General features: G+C 68.7%; 17 protein-coding genes and 1 pseudogene. 7 read left to right on the forward strand and 11 right to left on the reverse strand.

All coding sequences use genetic code 11. From position 1 onward, the window contains the following. The first annotated feature begins 77 nt into the window (after nucleotides 1–77). Nucleotides 78–1,439 carry an MFS transporter gene (locus NBG84_RS34465; protein ID WP_425608750.1) on the forward strand — a complete coding sequence of 454 codons (1,362 nt, stop codon included), beginning with the start codon at nucleotides 78–80 and terminating at the stop codon, nucleotides 1,437–1,439. 29 nt (nucleotides 1,440–1,468) lie between these two features. On the opposite strand, the gene NBG84_RS34470 is transcribed toward NBG84_RS34465, so the two are convergent. The 4 genes from NBG84_RS34470 to NBG84_RS34485 form a co-directional block, all read right to left on the reverse strand. Then, entirely contained in the window at nucleotides 1,469–2,809 is a 1,341-nt protein-coding gene (locus NBG84_RS34470; RefSeq protein ID WP_308312149.1) for a cytochrome P450, read from the reverse strand. Between the two features lie 281 nt (nucleotides 2,810–3,090). Further along, the gene (locus NBG84_RS34475; RefSeq protein ID WP_250923682.1) at nucleotides 3,091–4,449 is read right to left on the reverse strand and encodes a cytochrome P450; all 1,359 of its coding nucleotides are present in this window, start codon (nucleotides 4,447–4,449) and stop codon (nucleotides 3,091–3,093) included. Between the two features lie 592 nt (nucleotides 4,450–5,041). After that, nucleotides 5,042–6,199, reverse strand: a complete 1,158-nt coding sequence (locus NBG84_RS34480) for a flavin-containing monooxygenase (RefSeq protein ID WP_250923623.1) — start codon at nucleotides 6,197–6,199, stop codon at nucleotides 5,042–5,044. A 705-nt stretch (nucleotides 6,200–6,904) separates the two neighbouring features. Beyond that, nucleotides 6,905–7,585: a pyridoxine/pyridoxamine 5'-phosphate oxidase gene (locus tag NBG84_RS34485; protein WP_250923624.1), complete on the reverse strand. Its 681-nt coding sequence runs from the start codon at nucleotides 7,583–7,585 to the stop codon at nucleotides 6,905–6,907. 81 nt (nucleotides 7,586–7,666) lie between these two features. Here NBG84_RS34485 and NBG84_RS34490 point away from each other — a divergent pair, with 81 nt between their 5' ends. Further along, nucleotides 7,667–8,251, forward strand: coding sequence for a TetR/AcrR family transcriptional regulator (locus NBG84_RS34490; protein WP_250923625.1), 585 nt, complete (start codon nucleotides 7,667–7,669; stop codon nucleotides 8,249–8,251). 304 nt (nucleotides 8,252–8,555) lie between these two features. Here NBG84_RS34490 and afsK read toward each other — a convergent pair whose 3' ends face one another. Then, nucleotides 8,556–10,943 (reverse strand): protein serine/threonine kinase AfsK, encoded by a 2,388-nt coding sequence (afsK, locus tag NBG84_RS34495; protein WP_250923626.1) that lies wholly within the window; start codon nucleotides 10,941–10,943, stop codon nucleotides 8,556–8,558. Between the two features lie 546 nt (nucleotides 10,944–11,489). On the opposite strand from afsK, the gene NBG84_RS34500 reads away from it, so the two are divergent. Continuing rightward, the gene (locus NBG84_RS34500) at nucleotides 11,490–12,137 is read left to right on the forward strand and encodes a TetR family transcriptional regulator (RefSeq protein WP_250923627.1); all 648 of its coding nucleotides are present in this window, start codon (nucleotides 11,490–11,492) and stop codon (nucleotides 12,135–12,137) included. A gap of 268 nt (nucleotides 12,138–12,405) precedes the next feature. Here the strand turns inward: NBG84_RS34500 and NBG84_RS34505 are convergent. The 3 genes and pseudogenes from NBG84_RS34505 to NBG84_RS34515 form a co-directional block, all read right to left on the reverse strand. Continuing rightward, nucleotides 12,406–13,088, reverse strand: a pseudogene (locus NBG84_RS34505) (L,D-transpeptidase). Between the two features lie 311 nt (nucleotides 13,089–13,399). Continuing rightward, nucleotides 13,400–16,900 carry a SpaA isopeptide-forming pilin-related protein gene (locus NBG84_RS34510; protein ID WP_250923628.1) on the reverse strand — a complete coding sequence of 1,167 codons (3,501 nt, stop codon included), beginning with the start codon at nucleotides 16,898–16,900 and terminating at the stop codon, nucleotides 13,400–13,402. A 335-nt stretch (nucleotides 16,901–17,235) separates the two neighbouring features. Beyond that, a complete protein-coding gene (locus NBG84_RS34515) occupies nucleotides 17,236–18,195 on the reverse strand; it encodes an AraC family transcriptional regulator (RefSeq protein WP_250923629.1) in 960 nt (319 codons plus the stop codon). A gap of 155 nt (nucleotides 18,196–18,350) precedes the next feature. On the opposite strand from NBG84_RS34515, the gene NBG84_RS34520 reads away from it, so the two are divergent. After that, nucleotides 18,351–19,193 (forward strand): NmrA family NAD(P)-binding protein, encoded by an 843-nt coding sequence (locus NBG84_RS34520; RefSeq protein WP_250923630.1) that lies wholly within the window; start codon nucleotides 18,351–18,353, stop codon nucleotides 19,191–19,193. 475 nt (nucleotides 19,194–19,668) lie between these two features. On the opposite strand, the gene NBG84_RS34525 is transcribed toward NBG84_RS34520, so the two are convergent. Then, nucleotides 19,669–19,857, reverse strand: a complete 189-nt coding sequence (locus NBG84_RS34525) for a hypothetical protein (RefSeq protein ID WP_250923631.1) — start codon at nucleotides 19,855–19,857, stop codon at nucleotides 19,669–19,671. A 919-nt stretch (nucleotides 19,858–20,776) separates the two neighbouring features. Between NBG84_RS34525 and NBG84_RS34530 the strand changes: the two genes are divergently transcribed. From NBG84_RS34530 to NBG84_RS34540, 3 genes are all read left to right on the forward strand, one after another. Beyond that, a complete protein-coding gene (locus tag NBG84_RS34530; RefSeq protein WP_250923632.1) occupies nucleotides 20,777–21,049 on the forward strand; it encodes an SH3 domain-containing protein in 273 nt (90 codons plus the stop codon). Nucleotides 21,050–21,306: 257 nt separating this feature from the next. Further along, complete coding sequence (locus NBG84_RS34535; protein ID WP_250923633.1) at nucleotides 21,307–22,008, forward strand: response regulator transcription factor; 702 nt, start codon at nucleotides 21,307–21,309, stop codon at nucleotides 22,006–22,008. Next, the gene (locus NBG84_RS34540) at nucleotides 22,005–23,660 is read left to right on the forward strand and encodes a sensor histidine kinase (RefSeq protein ID WP_250923634.1); all 1,656 of its coding nucleotides are present in this window, start codon (nucleotides 22,005–22,007) and stop codon (nucleotides 23,658–23,660) included. Before NBG84_RS34535 ends, NBG84_RS34540 begins: the two co-directional genes overlap by 4 nt. A gap of 42 nt (nucleotides 23,661–23,702) precedes the next feature. Here NBG84_RS34540 and NBG84_RS34545 read toward each other — a convergent pair whose 3' ends face one another. Both NBG84_RS34545 and NBG84_RS34550 read right to left on the reverse strand, forming a co-directional pair. Continuing rightward, nucleotides 23,703–24,914 (reverse strand): ABC transporter permease, encoded by a 1,212-nt coding sequence (locus NBG84_RS34545; protein ID WP_250923635.1) that lies wholly within the window; start codon nucleotides 24,912–24,914, stop codon nucleotides 23,703–23,705. Beyond that, nucleotides 24,911–25,603 (reverse strand): ABC transporter ATP-binding protein, encoded by a 693-nt coding sequence (locus NBG84_RS34550; RefSeq protein ID WP_250923683.1) that lies wholly within the window; start codon nucleotides 25,601–25,603, stop codon nucleotides 24,911–24,913. Before NBG84_RS34550 ends, NBG84_RS34545 begins: the two co-directional genes overlap by 4 nt. Nucleotides 25,604–25,629: the final 26 nt, after the last annotated feature.

A 25,629-nucleotide genomic window follows, 5' to 3' on the forward strand; every position in this document is an offset into this window, starting at 1 on the left:
CACCGTTCCGCCTCCCGCCCTGTCAGGGCCTCGTTCCATCGAATCCGTCCAACTCCCCACTGGCCCGATCCTAGCGAATGCTGTCCTTCGGGCCACTCGCTGTGGTTGATCTCCGTACGGATGCTGAGGGGGTGACCGCACCCCTGCCCCCATCGCCCCGAATCCACCGCGCCTGGTTCGTCGCCGCTGTCGCCTTTGTGACGATCATCGGCGCAGCCGGTTTCGCCTCGCTGCCCGGTCTGCTGATCGACCCTTTGCACGATGAGTTCGGCTGGTCGCGCGGGACCATCGGCTTCGCCGTCTCGGTCAACCTCGCGCTCTACGGGCTGACCGCTCCCTTCGCCGCGGCGCTGATGGACCGCTTCGGGATACGCCGGGTGGTCGCCGTCGCCCTCACCGTCATCGCCACCGGGGCCGCGCTGACGGTGGTGATGACGGCGGCCTGGCAACTGGTCCTCTACTGGGGCGTTCTCGTCGGTCTGGGCAGCGGCTCGATGGCATTGGCCTTCGCCGCGACCGTCACCAACCGCTGGTTCGTCAAACGGCGTGGTCTGGTCACCGGAATCCTCACCGCCGCCGGCGCCTCGGGGCAGTTGGTGTTCCTCCCGCTGCTGGCCTGGCTGGTGGAAGAGCACGGCTGGCGACCGGCGGCCATCACCGTCGCCCTCTCGGCGCTCGCCGTGGTCCCCTTCGTCTGGCTGCTGCTGCGCGACCACCCCGCGGACATCGGGACCACACCGTACGGGGCCGAGAGCTTCACGCCCAAGCCCGATCCGGTGCCCGGCGCCGCCCGGCGCGCGGTCATGGTGTTGTTCCGGGCGGCCCGTACCGGCCCCTTCTGGCTGCTGGCCGGCACCTTCGCGATCTGTGGCGCGTCCACCAACGGCCTGGTGAAGACCCACTTCGTACCGGCCGCCCACGACCATGGCATGGCGATCACGGCCGCGGCCTCGCTGCTGGCGGTGATCGGTGTCTTCGACGTGGTGGGCACCATCGCGTCGGGCTGGTTCACCGACCGCTACGACGCCCGGCGGCTCCTGGCCCTCTACTACGCGCTGCGGGGCATCAGCCTGCTCTTCCTCCCGATGCTGCTGGCCCCGACCGTGCAGCCGCCGATGATCTTCTTCATCGTCTTCTACGGGCTGGACTGGGTGGCCACCGTGCCGCCGACGATCGCGCTCTGCCGGGAGCACTACGGCGACGACAGCGCCATCGTCTTCGGTTGGGTGCTCGCCTCACACCAGGTGGGCGCGGGCATCGTGGCGTTCGCCGGCGGTGTGGCGCGGGATGCGTTCGGCTCGTACGACGTGGTCTGGTACGCCGCCGGAGCCCTGTGCGCGGTAGCCGCCCTGATGGCCCTGGTGATTCGCCGTCCCCGAACCAACGCGCCATCGCCCGGTCAGGAGGTGCCGCGCGACAAGGCGGTACGGGCCGGGTGACCGGCCCGTACCGTCCGTCTGGATGGAGGTCACGGACCGACCCGGGGGTGGACGGTCATGGGAACCCGGTCGGGGTTGGCCATGGCGGCCAGCACCTCGCGTGGGGTGTGGTCGCCCGTCGCGTGCAGCCGCCAGCGCCGCAGGATCGTCGCGAGCGCCACCGTGGCCTGGGTCCAGGCGAACGCGTCTCCGATGCACTTGCGGTTGCCGGAGCCGAAGGGGACGACGGCGTCCCGAGGGAGTTCCGCCCGTCGTTCCGGAAGCCAGCGATCAGGATCGAAGACATCCGGTTGGGGATAGATCTCCGGGTCCCGGTGCAGGGCGTAGAGGCTGAAGGCCACCTCGGTGCCGGCCGGTATCCGAAAGCCACCGATCTCCACGGGCTCCAGGGCCCGGCGCATCAACAGGACGACACCGTGCAGTCGCAGTGATTCATCGAGTACCCGTTTGACCAGCGAGAGTTGCGGAATGTCGGCGAAGGCGACGCTCTTCCCCTCGGTGACCTCCTCGATTTCGGCCACTGCCGCCTTCGCTATCTCGGGGTGCTGCGAAAGGTGGTGGAGTGCCCAACTGAGCACCGAGGCGGTGGTCTCGCTGCCGGCGAAGAGGATGGTGACCAGTTCATCGCGCACCTCTTCGTCGGTGAGGGCCTCGCCGGTGTCCGCGTCCCGGGCCGCCAGCAGTACCGACAGCAGATCGGGCTGGTCGCTCTGCCCCGATCTTCGGGTCTCGACCACCAGCCGGTCGATGACCGAGCGCATATTGGTGGTGGCCCGATCGAAGGAACGCCAGAGCGGAAGCCCGTCGAGGAGCTTGGGGGAGGCGGTGCGCATCAGCATGTTCCGCATGACGACCGGTAGTTCTCGGCTGACCGTCGATACGGCCTGCTGGCCGATCTGGGTGGAGAACAAGGTCTCCGCGAGCGTCCGGATGGTCAGCGAGGTGACCTCCCGATGAACCTCGATGCGCTGCCCGGCGGTCCAGGAGTTCGCCAGCGCGTCCGCGTTCCTCCCCATGACCTCCACATAGCCGGCGATCTGCTGCCGGTGGAACATGGGCTGCATCAGCCGACGGTGTCGGCGATGGGTCTCACCGTCCGCCGTCGCGAGTCCATTGCCCACCAGGGGGCGTACGCGCTGGAACAGCCGACCCTTCTCAAAGCTGCGGGCCTTGCCCACCGTGACCTCGTTGACCAGGGCGGGGCTGGTGGCGAAGCACACGGGCAGCGTGCCGATGTCGACCCGGACGAATTCGCCGGTCTCACGCAGGGACCTCATAAAGGCGAGGGGCCCCCGCATGAGCTTGAGGGTGTGTCCCAAGAGGGGGAGTGCCCCGGGGGCGCGGGGAATGGCCGTCAACTCAGCTGACACCGACATGTCCTTTCAGACAGGCATGTGCAAGTCCGGGCCGCCAGGGTCTCAGCGGTCCGGTGCGGGCGACGTAGTCGGGAAGGGGTAGCTGTAGCGATCAACTATGTCGCATAGTACAGACGGTTCCCGGCCATTCCAATGGGGCCTCTGCCTGCGCTGCCGATGCGGGTGTCGATGGCCGACGTCCTCGCTCCCTTGGCCCCCGCCTGGGCCTGCTGGGGCCCTTCCTCGGGGGAGCGAGGACGCGCGGCGACTCCTCGGGCGCCTGAGGAGCCGCGCCCCTACCGCCAGAAGACCAACGACTTCCACCACGGTCGGCGGGCCGGCTCCGCGGTGGAGCCAGCGGGCCCAGCGGAGAGCGGAGCGGTGGCGGGCAGCGGCTGGGACACCGCAGGAGTCGTGGTCACAGCGCCGTCCTCATCGGTGCGCCAAGGAGTGAACTGCACCGGCAGATTGGCCACGCGCCGAGTCAGCCAGGCCCCATCGGTGGTGAGCTCGTCCTCGGGCACGGCGAGCTGGACCCCCTTGAGCAGGGTCAGCAGCCGGTCGATCCCGGTGTCGGCGATGGCACGGCCGATGTCCTTGCCGGGGCATTCGTGCGGGCCGCTGCTGAAGGCGAGGTGCGAGCGGTTGCCGTGGACCGGCGCGGAGAGATCGGGACGGATGGCCGGATCGGTATTGCCCGGGGCGAGCCCCAGCACCAGCAGATCGCCCTCCTTGATCTGCTGCCCACCGATGACGGTGTCCCCGGTGGCCCAGCGGCCCGGAACCATGGCGATCGGCGGGGTGTCCCACATGACCTGCTCCAGGGCGTCTGGGAGCGTCATCTGGCCACCGGAGAGGCTGGCCCGGAACCGAGGGTCGGTCAGCACCAACCGGAGCGTGTTGGCGATCAGATTCACCGTGCCCTCGTGGGCCGCGACCAGTACCAGGCGCAGATGCTCCACGATCTCGTCATCGGTGAGCTGCGACTCATGGGCGATCAGCCGGGACGCCAGATCGCGCCCGGGCTTGGCCTTCTTCCGCTGGACCAGGTCCCGCAGGGTCTTGGTGACCACGTCATTGCTGGCGAGCGCCGTCTCGGAGCCACGCATCAGATCCAGGGTCGGCTCCACCAGATCGGGGCCGTCCCCGGCGGACGGCATCCCCAGCAGCTGGGTCATCACCAGCATCGGAAGCTGCTCCGCGTAGTCATGGACCAGATCCGCGCGGCCCGTCGCCGCGAACGCGTCGACCAACTGATCCGTGTAGCGGGTGACATAGCGTCGGACACCGTGCCGATCGAACTGGTCGAGACCGTCGATAACGGCCTGCCGCAGCCGGGTGTGCTCATCGCCGTCGGCGAAGACGCACAGCGGCTGCCAGCCCACCATGGGCATCAGCGGTGAGTCGGGGCCGATCTTCCCCTCACGGAACGCGGACCAGCGGCGGGAGTCCCGGGAGAACAACGAAGGCGTACGCATCACCTCAAGGTTCTCGCGGTGACCGAGCACCACCCAGGCGGGTATGTCGCCATGCAGCAGGATCGGCGCCACCGGCCCGTGCTCCCTGCGCAGCTCCTCGTACATCTGCGTGGGGTCAGCCTCGATCTCGGGCCCGTACAGCCGCCGCAGTCTGCTGACGTCCTGGCCAGACCCCATGCCATGGGCCGGGCAACCGGGCGGCGGCATGGGGTCCGAACCGTCGCTGAGTTGGTGGATGGTGGTCACGGGGCCTCCGAAGCGAGGGTGAGTAGGGCAGCTAGCGATTGGAACGAAGGACCGCGGACGAGCGGGCCAGGGGATGCGCGTCAGCGCTGTCATCAGCGGCCCCTGACTGCCTGCCCGTCCAGGGGCGGCTCAGGGGGCGAACTGATGGCGATCAGACGGGGTCCGAAATCGCGACGGCAGCATATCCGCGTCCCAAACCTCAGGAACAGGAATTCCTCAGGAGTTTTCGCCACACAAGCCCCGGATGGTATACACGAGTTGATGTGGGGCTGATCCGGGGCTGGATCAGCTCAGCCCCGGTGTCTCGCTCCTGACCACCCGTCGCATGGATCACCGCGCCCCAGAACGGGGGTGCGGCGGGGGCGCCGATGACATCAAGGACACCCGCGGGTACGGCGATCGAGGCGCGACGGCCGGGTTTCGAGCGGGCAGGCGAAGTACCCGAGCCGCTGAGGGGAAGGTGCTCGGAGCCCACGTGTGGCGGACTGCTCCGGCTGGCCCCGTCAGGAGCGGACGAGCAGCGCTACGACAGGGCCCGCGCTATCTTGCGGGCGTCGATCGCCATTTCGCGGAGCATCCCACTGATCGGGTTGGTGAAGCCGGTGAAGTACAGCCCCGGCGCGTGCTTGGGGGCACGGCCGCCGCGTGTCACCGGTGTACCGCGGGAGTCCAGCACTTCGAGATGGCCGATCAGCCCTTCCAGCGACCGCCGGTAGCCGGTGGCCGCGATCACCGTGTCGGGGGAGATCCGGCTGCCGTCGGCCAGCACGACCTGGTCGCCTTCGAAGGAGGCGAGCGCCGCTACCGGTTCGACCGCGCCCTTGCGCACCGCCGCGACCAACCCGACGTCCTGCACCGGGATCGCACCTTCCTTCGCCCGCCTGTAGAGGCCCTTGTCCGGCCGCCGCAGTCCATGAGCGGTCAGGTCGGGAACGGAGATACGGGACAGGACGCGCGCGGCGGGGTCCACCACGAAGGCGGGGAACCTCCGTGCCAGCACCCCGGTCCGCTGGGTCGGCCACCCCAGTGTCGAGCGGCGGACGATGTGCGGGGGAGTGCGGATCGCGAGCCGGACCCGGGAGGCGCCGCCCGCCGCCAGATCGACCGCGATCTCCGCACCGGTGTTGCCCGCCCCGACCACCAGCACGTCCTTGCCCTGGTAGGGGTCGGGAGCGCGGTACTGGCCCGCGTGGAGCAACTCGCCGGTGTACGCGTCCTGGCCGGGCCATTCGGGCAACTCGGGGGTGTGGTTGTAGCCGGTGGCGACCACCACGGCCCGCCCGGTCAACCGGCGCCCACCCGTGGCGTGCAACAGCCAATCGGAGCCCGCCGCCTCGATATGGGTGACCTCGACGCCGGTCACTATCTCCAGCTCATGGAACTCGGCGTACTTCTCCAGATACCGCACCACATTGTCCCGGGACACCCATCGGCCGAAGGACCGTGGCATCGAAAGCCCTGGTAGGCCCGACAGTCGACGTGTGGTGTGCAGATGCAGCCGGTCGTAGTGACCCCGCCAGGACGCACCAACGGCATCGGACTTCTCCAGCACCACGGCCCGCACACCGCGTGCCCGCAAAGCAGCCGCGGCGGCCAGCCCGCCCGGGCCACCACCGACGATATAGACGGGGCGTTCGTCCGTGAGGTCGATGACCTTGCGCTTGCCCTTTTCACCGGCCATGAGTCGTGAGCGTAATCGCCACCTCACCCGCTGGGTCTCAGTCAAGATGGAAATCGGTTGCGAATTGATCACGCAGGTAAGGTTCTTGTGCGTTCTGTACCCAACTCTCCTAGATCTTCTGCCCTTCTCTTCGCGCCTTTTGCGCGGGTTGCCCTCGGGCAACCGAACTGACTGCCTGTCAAGGCACGCGAAACGACGCAGGGGAGCACCTCGATGGAGCCGGCTGACCCATGAGGCTCCTACAGGACAGCTACCCGGGGGCAAGGAGAACCGTGCTGGGGAGGGGAGGCACCCAGGGTCCCCCTTGTTCCTCAGCAGGGCGGGGGCCTGGGGGGATGCAGGTGTCGGATGGGGGCGCGCAGGGGGTGTCCCCGGAAGCGATCGACGGCAAGACCCGCATGCCGGATCAAAGGTGCTTCGGGCCGTCGACGCTGAGGAGTCACCCCCGATAGCACCCCCCAACCACCACAGGACAAGACCCCTCAGGCTGGGAAGCCCAAGACCTCGACCACCAGCAGCCCCACGCAGACAAAGCACCCCGCCAAGGGGCAACCTCAGCCCGTCCGGCGCTTGAGGACGGAACCCTCCACCCCAGGTGAGGACACCCAAGACAGGGACGTACAGCCCATGTACTCAGGGCCCCAGGGACCCCAGGCACCCCGGGACACAAGCCTCCTGGGCGGCACCCGTCAAGGGTGAGGACTCTCAGGGCCAGAGCAACTCCCTCACCCACCCCCCTTCAGCCCCCACCCGATACCGCAGCCGTACATGCCGCCTCTCCGCGTCCCCCTGAAAGAACTCCACCTCCCGGGGCCTCAGCGCGTAGCGGGTCCAGGTCGGCACCGGGGTGTTGGGGCTGGTGCGGGCCTGGGCCCAGGCGGATTCGGAGGCTCGGGTGAGCTCTGGCAGTGAGGGGAGCACCTCGCTCTGGTGGCCGGTGAGCGCGGCCGCCAGGGCTCCTGTGGAGCGGGCGTGCAGGTCGGCCTGGCTCTCCGAGGCGCTGGCAGGGCTGACCGGGCCCCGGACGCGGACCTGGCGCCCCTGTGTTGCCCAGTAGAACCCCAGGGCGGCCTCCGGACGGGCCGCGAGTTGGCGACCCTTGGCGCTGGTGGTGTGGGAGGCGAAGTACCACCCCCGCGCGTCCGCGTCATGCAGCGTCACCGTGCGTACGTCCGGTCGGCCCTGCTCGTCGACCGTGGCCAGGCTCACGGTGTGGGGCTCTGGTTGCCCGGCTGCGACGGCCTGGGCGAACCACTGGCGAAACAGCGGGAGCGGAGCGTTGGGAGCCTCGGTGGTGTCGAAGGTGGGGAGGGCCGTGTCCCAGACCCGCTGGGTGTGGAGGAGGGCGCGGAAGTCGTCGCCCCCATCGCGCTTGTCCTTGTCCATCCTCTCAGTGAACACCACTCCGCCTATAGTGGTTAACCGGTCGTACCGGGTGCCCGATCCGGCGGCGGAAGGGATCGACGCATGCGGCAGAACCTGGCTCGGCGTGCCGCTCTGGTCGATGGCGCGATCGAGGTGCTGGCTCGTGAAGGGGCCCGTGGGCTGACGTTCCGCGCGGTCGACATCGAGGCGGCCGTACCCAAGGGGACGGCCTCCAACTACTTCGCCAACCGTGACGACCTGCTCAACCAGGCAGGGGGGCGGATCTATGAGCGGCTGACCCCCGACGAGGAGGCGATGGCCGATCTGGTCCGCGGCCCGGCCACTCGGGAGCGTACGGCCGAACTGGTACGGGAGGTGGTGGACCGGGTTGCGGCCTTCCGCACCGGCTATCTCGCACTGCTGGAGCTTCGGCTGGAGGCGACCCGGCGTCCGAAGTTGCGGGCGCTGCTGACGGAACGGGTCAGCAACGATGTGGAAGCGAACATCGCGGTGCATGTGGCGTCGGGACTGCCCGGTGACCCCGACGCGATCAGGATGATCTACTTGGCGACCAACTGGTTGGTACTGGAGCGGCTGACCCTGCCGGACGTGTTTCCACCGGAGCAGGCGGCGGACCTGATCACTTCTCTGGTGGAGAGGCTCATCCCACCCGACGATCACGGGTGACCCGTGACCCGTGACCCGTGACCGGTGACCGGTGATGGGGCCGGGAGCAGGCCCTGCCCTCTGCCCTGGTGTTCTGGCCGTCGTGTGCCGCCTACCGGAGTGGGAGTCCGCCGCGAGGTCGGGGCCCGATCGAGGCGGGGGCTGCCAGGAGGGCGGGACGGCCGTCGTACCGGCCGCGGAAGGGGCTTCCGGACGGCGGCCGCCGCGTTCGACGCTACGCCGGCCGCTGTTTCATCGCCATCGGGAGCCCCGCCCCTGGCAGTCGTACCCCACCGGCCCCCTGGTACCGGCCTCCCCCGCTATGTCAACGTCCCCGCCCTGTTGCCGTCCCCTTCACCGCATCCAGTGCGTACACACAGCGGTCCTTGCTACAGGCGTACACCACGCCACCGCGTACGGCGGGGGAGCCGGTGATCTCGCCGCCGGTCGCCAGCTTCCAGCGCAGTTGACCACCGCTGGCGTCCAGCGTGTAGAGCACATGGTCCGCCGAGCCGAAGTGGACCCGTCCGTCCGCCACCACCGGAGCGCCGATGACCTCACCGCCCGCGGCGAAGCGCCACATCGGCGTGCCGGTCACCGCGTCGAGCGTGTAGAGCGCGCTCCCGCTGCCCACATGCACGTTCCCCCCGGTGACCAGCACCGGTTCGATCGACTGCCGAGGCTCCGTTGCGATGCGCCAGCGGTCCTTGCCGGTCGCCGCGTCCAGTGCGTACACCGTGCCGAGGTAGTCCGCGAGATAGACCCCGCCGCCCGTCACCGCTGCCCCCGGCGCGAAGGCCGGCGGGCAGAGGAAGACCGCGGGGGCCTCGAAGTGCCAGCGCACCCGGCCGTCCGCGATGCCGATGGCCAACACCCGCGTACCGGCTGAGATGTACACCTGGCCGTCCGGCGCCGGCTGAACCCGCACCGGGACGTTCCCGCAGGAGGCCGCGTCCCCGATGGGGTAGGACCAGCGCTCGATCCCCGTACGCGCCTCCAGGGCCCTCAGCCGGGCGCCCTTCCAGACGTAGACCGTGTCATCGAATATGACGGGGCCCGCTTCGGCGGTCTCGAAATCCGTCTGTGCTCCGGTCAGTTCCCACAACTTCTCGCCGTTCGACGCTTCCCTCGCCTGAACCCCGCCGCCTCGCGTTCCCGTGAGCACCGTGCCCCGGTCCGCCCTGAGCGAGTACACCCAGGCGTCGGTCTGGAGCCGCCAGCGCTCCTGGCCGTTGGTGGCGTCCAACGCGTAGAGCGTGGGCCCGTCCGACGCGTGGATACGGCCGTCGTTGACCGCCATCGACCACGCCACGTCCCGGGTCTTGAACTGACGGCGGCCGGTGCCCACATCCAGCGCGTGCACCTCGAAGGAGGTGACGTACAGCAGGTCCCCCTGGACCACCGGGGTGCCCCAGACGTCATTCGACATCCGAAAGCGCCAGGGCCGCCAGTGGGAGGGACCGTCCTGCGGCGGGTTGGGCGGTGGGAGCGGTGACTGCCCGGGCAGCGGGCCGGTGGCGGGCATGGGGACGACCGCCGAGCCGTTCACCCCTGCCGGAGGCCGAATCCAACCGGTCGCAGGACCGGCGTCCGGAGTCAGGGCCCGAGTGGTGTCGGCGACCCTCAGACCGGGGCCGATCGGCACCTTCACCCCGGGCAGCCGGACCGGACCGGCCGTGTCGGGCGACGGTCCGCCGGAACGCGGATCGCCGACGCGAGAGCGAGGAGCGGCCCAGTCGTCATGCGCCGGATGCTGCGGCGGAGGTCCCGGCGGCATGGGCGGCGGCTGGGGCGGGCGCTGCGCGGGTGCGGCGGTACGCCCACCACCACGGCGTCGCTCGATCATGGCCGTGGCGCGCTCCGGCAGCCAGGCCGACGCCGTTCCGCTGTCATCGCTGCCGCTGGCGAACAGATGGGGGGAGAGCTGGGCCTGAAGGTCTTCGGGCGAGGGCCGCCGAGTGGCCTCGCGCTGCATACACGAATCGATCAGCGGCCGTAGTTCGTCGGGCAGCCCGGCCAGATCCGGTCCCTCGCGCAACAGCATGAACACGGTCTCGACGGGGTTGGCGCCGTGGAAGGGTGCGTGCCCGGTGGCCGCGAAGACCAGGGTGGAGCCGAGCGAGAACACATCGCTGGCACCCGTCACACTGCGGGAGTCCCGGGCTTGCTCGGGGGACATGTACGCGGGTGTGCCCACGGCCACATTGGTCATGGTCAGCCGGGTGTTGGAGACACCGGACGCGATGCCGAAGTCAATGACCCGCGGACCGTCCTCGACGACGAGGACATTGGACGGCTTGAGGTCCCGATGCACCAGACCGGCGCCGTGGATGGACTGCAACGCCTCAGCGATGCCCGCCGCCAGCCACCGCACGGCCTGCGCGGGCATGGGGCCGCACTCATTCACTATCTCCTCAAGGGAGGGCGCCGGGACGTATGCCGTCGCCAGCCAGGGCACGGCGGCCCGGGGGTCGGCGTCCACCACGGCAGCGGTGTAGAAGCCGCTGACCGCTCTGGCCGCCTCCACCTCGCGGGTGAAGCGAACTCGGAACAGCTGGTCCTCGGCGAGTTCGGTACGCACGGTCTTGATCGCCACTCGACGGCCGGACGCCGATCGGGCCAGATAGACCAGCCCCATGCCGCCGGCCCCGAGCCGGCCCAGCACCTCGAACGGACCGATCCGTCTAGGATCGTGCTGCGTCAGCTGCTCCATACCTGCCTGCCACCTCCCCGTACGGGCCCCAGAACGAACCGGGCTCGTCAATTACAGCGCCGTCCCGCGTCTTCGTTACTGAGACTCTCACCACTGAGACGCTCAGTGGCGGTGCCCAGCCTGATTCTTCCTGCCGAAAGCGTTGGTTGCGAACCCGGGGGCGGATCGGGGTGTCTCATCCGGATTCGGGCACGGACCCCCGGTTCGGGCCGGTACCGTCCGCTCCCACGCCGACATCCGAGGCCGCGAAACGGTACGCACCAGACCGACTTGGGCATCGTCGAGACGCCGTACGGCAAGCGATCTAGCGGTGTGGGAGGTGGCGGTCCCCATCCGTTGCGCCATGCACCTACAGGGAGCGCCCAGGCTGCCGCCAAACCGGGGGCGTGGCACTCATCACACTCAACGTTATGGGGCATCCCGGGCATGCCCCGTCGGATAAATCGAACATTTGCTCACTCGTCCTCCGCCCGGTGCTCACCGGGGTCGCACCCCATTTGCAGTCGGCCGAATCGCGCCTCGATCACCCCTCGGTAAGCTGACGGCATGACAGGACAAGTACGCACAGTCGACGGCCGAGTGGCCGGACGACGCGGCCAGGCGACGCGGCAGAAGCTGCTCGACTGCCTCAGCGAGATGCTCAGCTCGTCACCGTACCGGGACGTCAAAGTCATCGACGTGGCTCGGAAAGCGGGCACTTCCCCCGCGACCTTCTACCAGTACTTCCCCGATGTCGAGGGTGCGGTTCTGGAACTCGCCGAGGAGACGGCCAAGGAGGGTGCCGGGCTGACGGCGTTGGTCTCCGGCCGCGCCTGGGTCGGCAAAGCCGCCTGGGGGACCTCCGAGGAACTGGTCGAGGGTTTCCTGGACTTCTGGCGCCGTCACGACGCGATCCTGCGGGTCATCGACCTGGGGGCCGCCGAGGGTGACAAGCGGTTCTACAAGATCCGTATGAAGATCCTGAACTCCGTCACCAGTTCCCTCACGGACTCCGTGAAGGAGCTCCAGGCCAAGGGGCGGGTGGACAAGGACGTCAGCCCGGCGGCCATGGCGGGCTCTCTGGTGGCGATGCTGGCCGCGGTCGCCTCGCACCAGAAGGGCTTCACCACCTGGGGCGTCAAGCAGGCCGAGCTCAAGCCGAACCTCGCACTGCTGGTACACCTCGGCATCACGGGTCGCAAGCCCACCAGGTAGGGGCCCGCCCCCGCGGGCCCCACCGATCACATCGAGCTTTGTCTTCAGCCTTCGAGGCGCTTCCCGAGTCGGTCTGACCGGGGCGTTCTCCCCGAGCCGCCCAATTCTGAGGCGCTCTCTTCTGACTTCCGCTCAGGCTTTCTGCTGCTGGCTTCTTCCGGGCCTCTTCCCCGGCTTCTTCGTAGCGTTTCCTGCTGGGCCGTTCGTCTTCGCCGTTCATCTCGCCGCGCACTTTCCTGAGTTCCTGAGTGGGCCGGACTCTGGCCGCTCAGCCGTCCGTACCCGGCTTGGCTCCCCAGATGTAGAGCTGGTCGTCGACGTCCAGCAGGTTCCACAACCGCTCCGCGTCGCCCAGACGCAGATTGACGCATCCGGCTGAGCCGCCACCGTCGTACAGATCATCCAGACGGCCGTGCAGGGCCTGCCCACCGTCGAAGAACTGGGCGTACGGCATCGGCGCACTGTCGTAGATCGTCGACACATGGTCCTTGCTGGCCAGTAGACGGTGTGCCAACCGAGCCGGGTCTCCTCGCTGTCGCGGCCCGTACGGATCGGGACCGGAGGGAGGACCACATCCGCGTTGCGCTGCACCCAGAGCAACCGCCGGTCGAGGTCCACGCAGGTCACCCGGTAGCTACGGACCGGGCAGTCCCCCTCGGCGTCCGGGAACTGTTGGGCTTCGACGGCGACCATCGTGCGGTAGGTGGCGAGCCCCGCGTACCCTTCGGCCGGCTCGATCGCGTTGGCCGTCTGGAACGTACGGATGGCCTCGCAGCCGGCCGCCGACTGCACTCCGTCCACCGGTCGCTGGAGATGCTCCTCCATCTGCCGCTGATACGGTCCCGTCCGGGCTGTGCAGGGGGTCGTCCCGGCGCCTGCGGCCAGAGCGGCCGGCCCGGGTACGGCAAGGGTGATGGCGAGTGCCGCCACTGCCGTCAGGGGGGTCACCACGGCGGTCTTTCCACGCGTATTCGCTGGTGCCGCTGGTGTCGCTGGTCTCTGTCCCGCGTGACCGTGCTCCGTCCCCGTACACGTCTGAGTTCGACGTTCTGGCCCCCGGTTCGCCCCCCTCGGTGAGGTCACCCGCTGGATGCGGTTCTCGTTGCCCTCGCGAGTTGTTCTGGTCCTGCTGGTGATGGCCCTGAGCCCAGAGTTCCAGCGGTTGGTCGTGGGCGCCCGAGGCGGCGGGCCAAACCGGTGAGGGCGCGGGCAGGACCGTCAGGTCCCACCCGCGCCCTCAAGGGAGGTCGCGGAAGTCAGTACTAGCCCTTGGGCTTGTCCTTTCCTCCCTTGCCCTTGCCGGGCTCATCGCGCTTGTTGGCGATGTCGACCTCCACCCCGTCGGCGATGTTCTCCGCCGTGATGACATACGGGCCGAAGACCGGGTTCCCCGGCAGGACGTAACCCTCGGGCACGTCCGTCTCCAGCAGGTAGTACGTCCCGATCGCCAGATCGTCGAAGACGCAGTAACCCGAGTCGTCCGTGGAGCAACCGGCGCCGGTCAGTGTGTCGGCCGGGACGCCCAGGGTGGCGGTGGTCTGAAGACCGGGCACATTGTTGGTCTCACGCCATAGTTCGAAGACCGCACCGGGCAGGTTGCGGCCGTTCTTGGCGTCGGTCTTGTGCAGCGTGATCGTTCCCGTCTCGGCCCCGGTGGCGGTGTTCTCCGCGGTGACGGTGACGCCGTCGGCCGCGTTGTCGTTGGTGAGGATGAGGGGTCCGAAGACGGGGTTGGCGGGGAGGTCGTAGCCGTCGGGGGCTGCGGTTTCCTGCCAGTAGTAGGTGCCGGTTTCCACCGTGCGGGTGCACTCGCCATCAGTTCCGGTGGTGCAGGGAGCACCGAGCGAGGTGTCCGGGTTGCCTCCGGTTGTCTGGAGGCCGGGGACGCCGTTGGTCTCCTGCCACAGCTGGAAGATGGCGCCCGAGAGCAGGTCGCCGGTCTCGGAGTCTTCCTTGATGACGGTCACATCGCCGGTGGTGGGTGTGGTGGCGGTGTTTTCGGCGGTGACGGTGACGCCGTCTGCCGCGTTGTCGTTGGTGAGGATGAGGGGTCCGAAGACGGGGTTGGCGGGGAGGTCGTAGCCGTCGGGGGCTGAGGTTTCCTGCCAGTAGTAGGTGCCGGTTTCGACGGTGCGGGTGCACTGGCCGTTGGCGCCGGTGGTGCAGGGGGTGCCGAGTGAGGTGTCGGGGTTGGGGCCGCTGGTCTGGAGTCCGGGGACGCCGTTGGTCTCCTCCCAGAGTTGGAAGATGGCGCCTGCGAGGGGGTCGCCCGTGCCTGAGTCTTCCTTGATGACGGTCACATCGCCGGTGACAGGTGCGGTGGGTGTGTTTTCGGCGGTGACGGTGACTCCGTCGGCCGCGTTGTCGTTGGTGAGGATGAGGGGTCCGAAGACGGGGTTGGCGGGGAGGTCGTAGCCGTCGGGGGCTGCGGTTTCCTGCCAGTAGTAGGTGCCGGTTTCGACGGTGCGGGTGCAGTCACCGTCAGCGCCGGTGGTGCAGGGGGTGCCGAGTGAGGTGTCGGGGTTGGGGCCGCTGGTCTGGAGTCCGGGGACGCCGTTGGTCTCCTCCCAGAGTTGGAAGACGGCGCCCGCGAGGGGGTCGCCCGTGCCGGAGTCTTCCTTGATGACCGTCACATCACCCGTGACGGGCGCGGTGGGTGTGTTCTCCGCGAAGACGCTGACGCCGACGGGCGCGTTCGTCGTCGTGAGGACGAGGGGTCCGAAGACGGGGTTGGCGGGGAGGTCGTAGCCGGGCGGTGCCGCGGTTTCCTGCCAGTAGTAGGTGCCGGTTTCCACCGTGCGGGTGCAGTCACCGTCAGCGCCGGTGGTGCAGGGGGTGCCAACGGTGGTGTCCGGGGTGACTCCGCTGGTCTGGAGGCCGGGAATCCCGTTGGTCTCCTCCCACAGCTGGAAGACGGCGCCCGCGAGCGGGTCACCCGTGCCCGAGTCGCTCTTGATGACCGTCACATCACCGGTGACAGGTGCGGTGGCGGTGTTCTCGGCCGCAACACTCACACCGGTCGCCGCGTTCTCCACGGTCAGTACCAGCGGTCCGAAGACGGGGTTGGCGGGCAGGTCAAACCCGGGCGGTGCCGCGGTCTCCTGCCAGTAGTACGTACCGACCTCAACCGTCGCGGCGCACTCGCCGACCAGGTTTGTCGTGCAGGGGTCACCGATCGCGGTGTCGGGGTCGGCTCCGCTGGTCTGGAGGCCGGGAATCCCGTTGGTCTCCTCCCAGAGCTGGAAGACCGCGCCCGAGAGTTCGACGCCGGTCCCCGTCTCCGTCTTCTCGACCGAGACCTCCCCCGTCACCGGGGTCAGGGCGTTGTCAGCGTTGACGCTGACCCCGGCGGGCAGATCGTCCGCCTCCAGCAGCAGTGGACCGAAGACGGGGTTGGCCGGTAGGTCGTACCCCGGCGGTGGGGCCGTCTCCTGCCAGTAGTACATGCCCAGGTTGACGGTGCGGGAGCAGACTCCGTCAGCGCCGGTGGTGCAGGGGGCGCCTACCGTGGTGTCGGGGTCGGGGCCGGTGGTCTGGAGCCCCTCGGCGCCGTTGGTCTCCTCCCAGAGCTGGAAGGTCGCACCGGCGAGCGGTGCCTGAGTCTCGTTGTCCCTCTTCACCACCTGGACGGGGGCCATCGGGACCACCGTGCAGTCCGGTAGGTCACCGTTGAAGGGGTAGGCGTGGAACTCCTGGCCGCCGCCCGCACCCACCACACTGGTGTGGGTGACCGAGCCGGTGGTGAAGAAGCGTCCGTTCACACCGGGCAGCGTGACCGTGGTCATCGAGGCCTGGTTGCCGATCAGCACACTGCCCTGGAACTGTCCGGTGCCCCGCAGACCGACGCTGGTGGCGTCGGGGAAGTTCCACAGCAGCCGGTCCCGGAGCTGGTTGAGCGGGTCCGTGTCGAAGGGGCTACCGCTGTAGGTGTTGATGATGCGGTTGGCGCCGATGATGTTGACCAGGATGGTGGCGTTCGCCGGGATGTTGACGAAGCGAATGCCCTGCTGGCCGCCGCCCGCCGTACTCATGTTGAAGTCGACGTTGAAGACCTGGAGCGCCGAGGTCCCATTGCCCGTGAACACGGTCTCAAGACCACTGTTGATGGCGGTGCCGGTGGCCGGGCGCGGCCCGGTCTCATTGCGCGCGTAGCACTGGCTCGCGGTGGTCAGCTGATCGCGCAGTGGGGTGTAGGGGGCTGCCGCGTTGGGGTCCTGGACGACGGTGCCGGTGATGGTCCCGGTGGCCGTGCCGGCGTGGCGTACGACTCCGCCGTCGGCGAGCAGCGATTCCCCGGCCGCCACGGTGACATTGCCACCGGTGGTCAGGAAGTCCGAACCCGCCGGTGGTGGCACCCGCGATCCGACGCCGACGATGCCGATGTTGTACACGCCTCCGGCGGACTTGTCCTGGTTGAAGTTCCCCAGGACAACGACCTTGCCTTCGGCTTCGGCAGCGCGCTCGCGGACCAGGAAGTCCCCGCCGGCGAAAATGTTGATGTTGGCGTCTCGGCCCGCGATGGGGCCGTTGCTGATCGGGGGGAAGGGGTTGGGGCAGTCGCCCGGGATACAGGGCCCGAGTCCGCCCGGCAGCGGTGCGGCGGCCTTGACCACGGTGGTCTTGGCTCTCTCGCTACCGCCTGGTGCGGCCCCGGCCAGCATGGCCGGGCCCAGAGCCAGCGCGGGCGCGGTGACGGCGAGGATCGCACAGGCCAGGCCTGCGGTCCACGACCGTTGTCGCAGTCGCGCGAGGGTTGCTCTCATACGTCGACTTCTCCTGTGGGTCGCCTTGTCCGGCAATTCCCTGACAGGCTGAACAGCAGGCATAACGGGACGCAGTCGACACTCCCGTAGGAGGGGAATAAGGATCGGATAATCACCCGGCCGCCTGATCTCTCCACTCCTTCGCCACTCTCCGCGGCCGCAGCCCGCCGAGTGAGCCCGTGCATATGGGATGCGTTCGCCCGCGGCGACCCCATGACCGCAAGGTGACCTGGAGTCCCGCGGCGGCTGATCAGATGGCTTTTCGCACGCTGACGGGCGGGCTACCGCCCGGAGGAGTCCGGGGGCCACGGCCCCCGGGGCGAGCGGGCGCGGCGCTATCCGGCGGCTGACGCGAGCACGGGCAGCTCACCCGCCCGCGCGATGGCACGGTGCTCCGACGGCCGTATCCCCATGGTCCGCTTGAACGCCACACTCAGCGCGTACGCATTCGAGTAGCCGACCTGACGGGACACGGCTTCCACCGTGTCGTCGGTGCGCGCCAGCAGATCGGCGGCCAGGCAGATGCGCCACTCGGTGAGGTAGGTCATGGGTGGTTGCCCGACCAGTTCGCTGAATCGTTGGGCGAAACGGGCCCGGGACGCCCCGGCCTCGGAGGCCAGCGCGGCAACGGTCCACGGACGTGCCGGATCGCCGTGGATCAGTCGTAGCGCGCGGCCGACCGTGGGATCTCCGTGCGCCCGGTACCAGGCGGGCGCCTGTGCCTCCGGCCGTTCGAACCAGTCCCGCAGGGTGGTGACGAGGAGCAGATCGAGCAGCCGGTCCAAGACCACCTGCCGTCCCGGCACATCCCGCGCTATCTCCAGGGAGATCATCCCCAGCGGCGGGCAACCCTCAGCGGCGGCGGGCACCCGGGCGATAGGCGGAAGGGCGTCCAGTACCCGTTGCGAGACACTGCCCCGAACCTGGTAGGTGCCCTTCAGCAGCACGATCTCCTGGCGTTCCGGAGAACACATCGGCATGTCACCCAGGATGAGCCGCCCGTCCGGGGTCGTACAGCGGTCACCTTCATGGACGAGTGCCAGGGGTGCGGTACCGGGATCGTCGGAGACCGTGTACGGCTCCGGTCCACGGACCAGGACGATATCCCCGGGCCGCAGTGGAACCGGCTCGCTGCCGTCCGGGGTCACCCAGGCCGTTCCGCTGACCATGGTGAGCAGGGCGAGGGGCGTCCGCTCCAGAAACCGCAACGACCAGGGCGGGTTCAGGGCCGACTGGTCGAACAGCGCACCCTGGGGCCGCACCTCGTGCAGGAGGCCTGACAGTGCATCGTCCATGAGGGGAAGTGTAGGAGCGGGCGTTGAGAACCGGAGACGCTCAGACATCCAAGACGCTCAGCCATCCGGGGGGATCTGGTATTCGAGACGATCAGACATCGAAACGGGAGTTTCAGCCATCCTCCGTACCGCTCTACTCGGATTGACTGTTCTGCATGACAACTTCTTCTCCTCCTTCTGTTCTGGTGACCGGCGGTACGGGCAAGACGGGCAGCCGGGTCGCCGATGTTCTGCAACGGCGCGGGATCGCCGTGCGGGTGGCCTCGCGATCGAGTCGGACGCGTTTCGACTGGTCGGATCGCACCACCTGGAGTGCGGCACTCTCCGGGGTGCGCGCGGTCTATGTGGTGGGCTCGGAAGACCCGAGCGAGGCGGACGATCTGGGCGCCTTCGTGAAGACGGCCGCCGAGCATGGTGTCCAGCGTCTGGTGCTGCTCTCCGCCCGGGTGTGGGCGGACATCGACGATGGCAGCGGCCATCTACTCGCGACGGAGAACGTCGTACGCTCCTCCGGCCTGGAGTGGACGATTCTGCGGCCGACCTGGTTCGCGCAGAACTTCACCGAACTCCCCTTGTTCACCGCGGCCTTGGCCAAGGGCGAGCTGCGGCTCCCGGTGGGGGAGGGGCGAGAGCCCTTCGTCGACCTCGACGATCTGGCGGAGGTGGCGGCGGCCACGCTGACCGAGGAAGGCCATGCGGGCCGCACCTACGCACTCTCCGGCCCACGCGCCCTGACCTTCGGTGAGGCGATCGCGGCGATCGCCGAGGCCTCGGGGCTTGACCTGCGCTATGTCCCGGTGACGGAGGAGGAGTACCTCCGTGAGGCTGTCTCAGAAGGCCTTCCCGCTGACTTCGCCGCAGTCTTCGCCGAACTGCTGGGCCATATCCGCTCGGGTGAGAGCGAACGGCTGTCGGTCGGGGTACGGGAAGCACTGAACCGGGAGCCGTCGGACTACGCGGCCTATGTCGCCCGTACGGACTTCTCCTCACTGGGGTGACCAGGCGGATCCTCTCCACGGAGGGGCGCCAGACGCTCCACCACATGCGGTGGAGCGGGAGTTCCCCAGTCGAATGACCACGGTTGGTGACGGATCTGTCCGTGCCGGGTGGGTCCCGATGGCCGCACCTGCCGGTGGCGTCCACGGGACGGGAAGACAGCCGCAGCACCCAGGTCAGGGCGAGGCGGATGCCGGAGCAGACGGGCCGGATGACCGCGCACATGGGTCGGATCGCCTCCTTCCAAGCAGGTTCGGCCAAGCCTGGGCGGTGTGCCGGTAGCGGGTCCCGCCAGGGCGCGGCTCTCCATACGGGGGTTGGAATGGCACGGGGGTTGGAATGGCACGGGGGTTGGAATGGCACGGGGGTTGGAATGGCACGGGGGTTGGAATGGCCCCGGCAATCCGTGCGGGGGCCCGGATGGGACCGGGGCCGGTAACCCGTCCACGGGAGTGCGGTCGCCGTGGGCGGGAGACCTCAGCTGTGCGGTTCGGGCCGTTGGGGGGCGGGCGGAAGCCGGGCTCCGCGTTCCGGATGCGCATACTGATCGGGTCGCGCACCGCTCATCGAAAAGGCGTCGCCGACGCGCAGCGCGGCACCGACGATGAGCCGGTCGCGGAAGAGGCAGTACTCGGCCTCTTCCGCTCGCGCACGGGAATTCCCCATGTCCGCAAGGGAAAGCGGACGTTGGTGGCAGCAGCACAAGGTTCATGGGAGTGTGCTCCGGCTGCGGGCACTGGCTTATGAATCCAGAGCCGGCAACCCTGACCGGATGGTCGTGCTCTGTCTCCTGCGAACGATGCGCTGTGTCGTCGGCTGGGCAGCCCTGTCGCCGGACCCGCAGGGTCGGATTGAACGGGCCGCGTATGGCGGGCGATGGTGCCTGATCGCTTCCGCCTGGCACCGAAGCCTTGCCGAGCTGAGAAGGCCCCAGCCTGAAACCGCAGGCTATCCCGTGATGCCTGCCTGGCCCCAACTAAAAGGTTCGACAACGCATTTGAGAGGCTGGTAGCATCGACGCCCTTTCGGCGGCGATAGGCTTTTCTCGGGTGATATTTCAACGTGATGCAGGTAAGTGACCAGCGGCTTTGAGTATCGCGTCAAGTGAATCCGCCTATCACGGAATTTCAGGGTTTGGGTAACGGGCTTTGATTCCCTTGTATGGCTACCAGTCCTTCCTGGTGGTGCGGCGGTGAGGGCTATCACGTGTTAGGGATGGTGAAGTACTCAAAGGGGCCTGAAAGGCTCCCTGGCCTTGTTTTCGCAGGTCAGGAGTTGCCTGGATAGGGCGATCCCGGGTGGAGTGCAGATGGTCGGCAGGTTATTTTCTGGCCGCTTGAGCGGCGCTATCGAGTCATCGAAAACGGAATGCTTTCCTCGGTATGGCCTCGGCGGCATGGTTTTTGACGTCGCCACATCGCACCGGATGTAGCGGCCACTGTTCGCGCGGCGGATCCATTAGTGCGCGTGACCAGTGCCGTCAAGTCCCACCCTAGGAGAATCCGTGAAGCGTCGATTTGCGGCAGCTTTGCCGGCACTTGCCGCAGTGGCCATTTCCCTCCCGCTCACTCTTGCCACACCGGCGATGGCATCTGCGCCGTGCGGCTCGGGCGCCTCTGACAAGGACAGCACCTCCTGGCAGAGCACCGCGGGCAACGGGACCAATCAGAGAAGCGGTTCGTCCACCAGCTGTATCGTCACCGGGGTGGCCTACGCGAACCACAATCTGGACTACCACTGCTACACCAGAGTCAGTTCCACCGAGACCTGGACCTACCTCAGGAACGACGCCACCAACGTCTACGGGTGGATTCGCGACGACAAGCTGAGTGACGGTGGCAGCTTCAACGCGTGCTGACCACCCCTCGATGAGCGGGGTTGTTCCGTTGTGAACGATCGTTCCAGCTGATCTCAGTGCGCACCGGGGGGACAGTTCCCGGTGCGCACTGAATTGCTTCCGGGGGGAATGAGAGCGGCTGTCGCCCGCTCACGACGGCGAAAGCCGGCCGTGGTCACTTGCCGCTGACTCTCAACGGCGCTGACCAGTCCGGTGATTGCCCGTCAACGCATAGGCTCTCCAGGTACCTCGGGTACTCGCCTCAAAGGAGCCTCGCTGTGAGCCCTCGTATCCTCGTCGCCGAGGACGATGTCAAGCAGGCACGGTTGATACGCATCTATCTGGAGCGCGAGGGCAACGAGGTACAGATCGTCGCCGACGGTCGCTCGGCGATCGATCGCGCACGCTCCACCCGACCCGATCTCATCGTGCTCGATGTGATGATGCCGCACGTCGACGGCCTCGATGTCTGTCGCATCCTGCGCACGGAGTCCCAGGTCCCCATCCTGCTGCTCACCGCGAGAACCACCGAAGAGGACATGCTGCTCGGCCTGGACCTGGGAGCCGATGACTACATGACCAAGCCCTACAGCCCGAGGGAGCTGACCGCGAGGGTCAGGGCTCTGCTACGGCGGGCGAAGGCCGCCGGGCGCTCCGGTCCCACCGTGTTCAGGGTCGGCGAGCTGGAGGTGGACCCCGCGCGTTTCGAAGTGCGGGTCGCGGGCGATCCCGTGGTGCTGACCGGCAAGGAGTTCGCCATCCTGGGCGTGCTGGCGGAGGAGCCGGGACGGGTCTTCACCAGGGCCCAGATCATCGACAGGGTCTTCGGCTTCGACCAGAACGTCATGGAGCGCACGGTTGACGCCCATGTGATGAATCTGCGGCGGAAACTGGAGAAGGGGCCGGGCCGTCACCAGTATGTGGAGACGGTCTACGGGCGCGGCTACCGTCTGACCGTCCCCTCGGGTGCGGCGCGGTGAGCTTCCGGCTGCGGGCGGTCAGCCTGCTGATGCTCGTCGCCCTGGTGGCCACGGCGGCGACCGCCTGGCTGACCTGGCGCCAGGCCACCGGGCAGGTGGAGAAGTCCGTCACCGCAGGACAGCAGGAGGTCGCCCGTATCACCGGCGCTCTGCGGGAGTACGGGTACGTCCACGGCACCTGGGACGGTCTCTCGCCCACGGTGAGCGGGCTCGCGAAGGACACCGGGCAGCGCATCCGGGTCGCCACGGAGTCCGATGTGCTCCTTGCCGACTCCGATGCGCTGGCCGGCCGTGAGCCGCGCAAGGTGAGTCGGCAGCCTCCGGTCCTGGTCGATTCCCGTCCGGACATCCGCCTCCCTGAAGGGCTCGAACCGCGCACTGCGTTGAAGCGCACCGTCGGTCTGATAGGCGAGTACCGGTCCACCGTGCACTACGCGGCCTGTCTGACCCGAGCGGGCGCCAGGGTGAGCGTCCACCCCGATGGTTCCGGCCTTCCCCAGATCAACTCCGACCACAGCTCGTCACCTTGTGTGAAGTCACGGGAGATGACCGATCCGGAGTCCGACCGGGTCCATGAAGCGGTCTCGGAGTGCGAGTTCGAAACGCCGTTGAACGCCTGCCTCCAACGCGTCTTCAAGAAACAGATCGTGTCCGCCGCGCCACCGCGGCTCGAAGTGCGGCTGGGCGTTCTGGACGAGTCCCCGCCGACCCTCGCCGCCGCGCCGGCCGTTGGCGTGGCCGCGGGGGTGGCGCTCGCTGTCATCCTCGGTGCGCTGCTGCTGAGCCGGGCCGTACTCCGTCCCATCCATGCCCTGACCCTGGCCGCCCGCAGGCTGGGAGAGGGCGAACTGAGCCGCCGCGTACCCGCCTCCGGGAAGGACGAGATCGCCGAACTGGGGCGGGCCTTCAACCGCATGGCCATCTCCATCCAGGACGGGGAGCAGCGACAGCGCCGACTCACCGGCGACATCGCCCATGAGCTGCGTACCCCGCTGGCCAATCTCCGAGGCTATCTGGAGGCGCTCCAGGACGGGTTCGTCGAGCCGACCTCGGAACTCTTCGACTCGCTGCATGAAGAGGTGATGCTGCAGCAGCGGATCGTGGACGACCTCCAGGATCTGGCCCTCGCCGAAGCCGGGGCGCTCACCTATCACCGTGCGGACATCGACCTGCGGGAGCTCCTGGAGACGTGCAGGGTCGCCCTGCGGACCCAGGCCGAGAGCGCGGGGGTCGTGCTGGTCGTGGAGGCGACGCACCCCGTGCATGTCCACGCCGATGCCGATCGGTTGCGGCAGGTCGTGGGCAATCTGGTGGGCAACGCGCTGAGGGCCACGGCGCCCGGTGGCACCGTGACCCTGGCTCTCGTTCCGCAGGGGGAGTTGGTGATCGTCGAGGTGAGGGATACGGGCAAGGGGATTCCCGCCGACGACCTCCCCCATCTCTTCGACCGCTTCTGGCGGGCCGACGCCTCCCGTGGGCGGGCCACCGGGGGCAGCGGCCTCGGACTCTCCATCGCCCGCCAGATCGTGACCGACCACCGGGGGTCCATCGATGTGCGGAGCACGGTGGGCGCGGGGACCTCGTTCACCATTGTGCTCGCCGTGGCAGGAACGGCGAACGGTCTCCAAACCGCCCCCGCGGCGGCCAGTTGAACGGTTCGGACCCCCACCCCGGGGTCCGAACCGTTCAGGGAGTCACGTGCCCGCCAGTGCCTGCGTCGGTGCGAGCCGCCCCGCCCGCACCGCTGGATAGAGCCCGGCGAGCGCGCCGATGAGCAGCGTCACCCCCATGCCGGCGCCCGCGGCCCACATCGGCACCTCGGTCGGCCAGTCGCGCAGATACGCGTATCCCGCGGTGATGGCCGTACCCAGCACCGTCCCACCGAGCCCGCCCAGAGCCGACAGCAGCAGCGCCTCGGCCACGAACTGGCCCCGGATCTGGCCGCTGGTGGCGCCCAGCGATCTGCGCAGCCCGATCTCCGGGCGGCGCTCCAGTACCGAGATGACCATGGTGTTGCCCACTCCGACGCCACCCACCAGCAGGGCGACCCCGCCGAGGCCGAGGAGCAGACCCGTCAGCGCGGACTCGGTCGCCTCCCGTGCGGCGAGGGCGTCCGACGGCCGGGAGACCAGGACCTCACCAGGGTTCGCCGGGTTGGCCGTCGACGCGAGAACGTCCCGTACCGTCTTCACCCTGTCGTCCCTGGCTCGGACATACACCGTGGAAGGGTGGCCGTCAAAGCCCAGATACGTCTGAGCGGCCCGCCAGCCGACGAGGGCCGACTGGTCGATCTCCGGCGCGAGCGGCACCGGTTTCAACACACCGACCAGCGAGAACCACTTCCCGCCCAGCCACAGCCGGGTGCCCGGGGTGTGCACATCCAGCCTGCGGGCGGCCTGCGCTCCCAGGACGACGGCGGGGTACTGCTCGGTCGCGGACCGGAGCCATCGGCCGTTGTGTATCCGGCCGCCGACCGTCGCCAGCAGATCCGGCCCGGCCGCTGCCACCTCCACACTGCTCGTCCGGCCCGGCGGGACGTGCTCATTGCGGTACACGGAGGCATCCTTGACCGCCCCCGTGGCCGCCACCTGCTCTACGGGACCGATGCGCTGGACCATGGGGACCGTGTCCCGCGGTAGGGGCTTCTTCTGGCCGTCGGTGCCCTGACCGGGGGCGACGCGGAGCATGTTGGTGCCCAGGCTGTCGAGTTCGCGATCGACCTCGGCCCGGCTGGAGCTGGAGATGCCCACCACCGCGACCATCGCGGCGACACCGATGGCGATGCCCAGCGCGGAAAGAAAGACCCGGAGCGGTCGGGTGCGCAGCCCGGTGCCGCCCAGCCGGATGATGTCGGGCGGCCCCAACCGCGCGGGACGCAGCACGGGCGCCCCACGGCGTCGGCTCATCGCTGGGTCTCCGGGCGGGCCATCACGGGTCCGCTGTCCGCGACGATCCGACCGTCCCGCATTTCGACCCTACGGTCCAACTGCGCGGCCATCTCCCGGTCATGGGTGATGACCACCACCGTGGTCCCTGCCGTGTGCAACTCCCGCAGCAGTTCGAGTACCGCTGCCCCTGATGCCGAGTCGAGGTTGCCGGTGGGCTCGTCCGCGAGGAGCAGCGCCGGTTCTCCGATCACTGCTCGCGCGACCGCGGCCCGTTGGCGTTCGCCGCCGGAGAGCTGATGGGGGAGATGCCCGATCCGGTGGTCCAGGCCCACCCGCGACAGCGCCTTGGCCGCCCTGCGCCGCCGCTCCCTCAGGGGGACACCCGCGTAGAGCAGACCGTCGGCGACCGTGTCGAGCACCGGCACGCCCACCGCCAGATGGAACTGCTGGAACACGAAACCGATGCGCTGCGCCCGGAGGGCGGAGACCTCGCGGTCGGTCAGCTCGTCGATCCGGTGGCCGTCGACGGTGACCCGGCCCGAGGACGGCAGGTCGAGCGTGCCCATCAGATGCAGCATGGTCGACTTGCCCGATCCGGAGTGGCCCACGACGGCGACCAGTTCCCCGTATCCGATTGCCAGATCGACCTCGCTGACGGCCGTGACCTGGCCCGCGTAGGTCTTGGAGACCCGGAGGAACTCGACCACGGGCGCGACTGTCGACGGCTCCCGGG

This window comes from Streptomyces albipurpureus (assembly GCF_023701525.1).
In the GTDB taxonomy this organism is placed as follows: Bacteria; Actinomycetota; Actinomycetes; order Streptomycetales; family Streptomycetaceae; genus Streptomyces; species Streptomyces albipurpureus.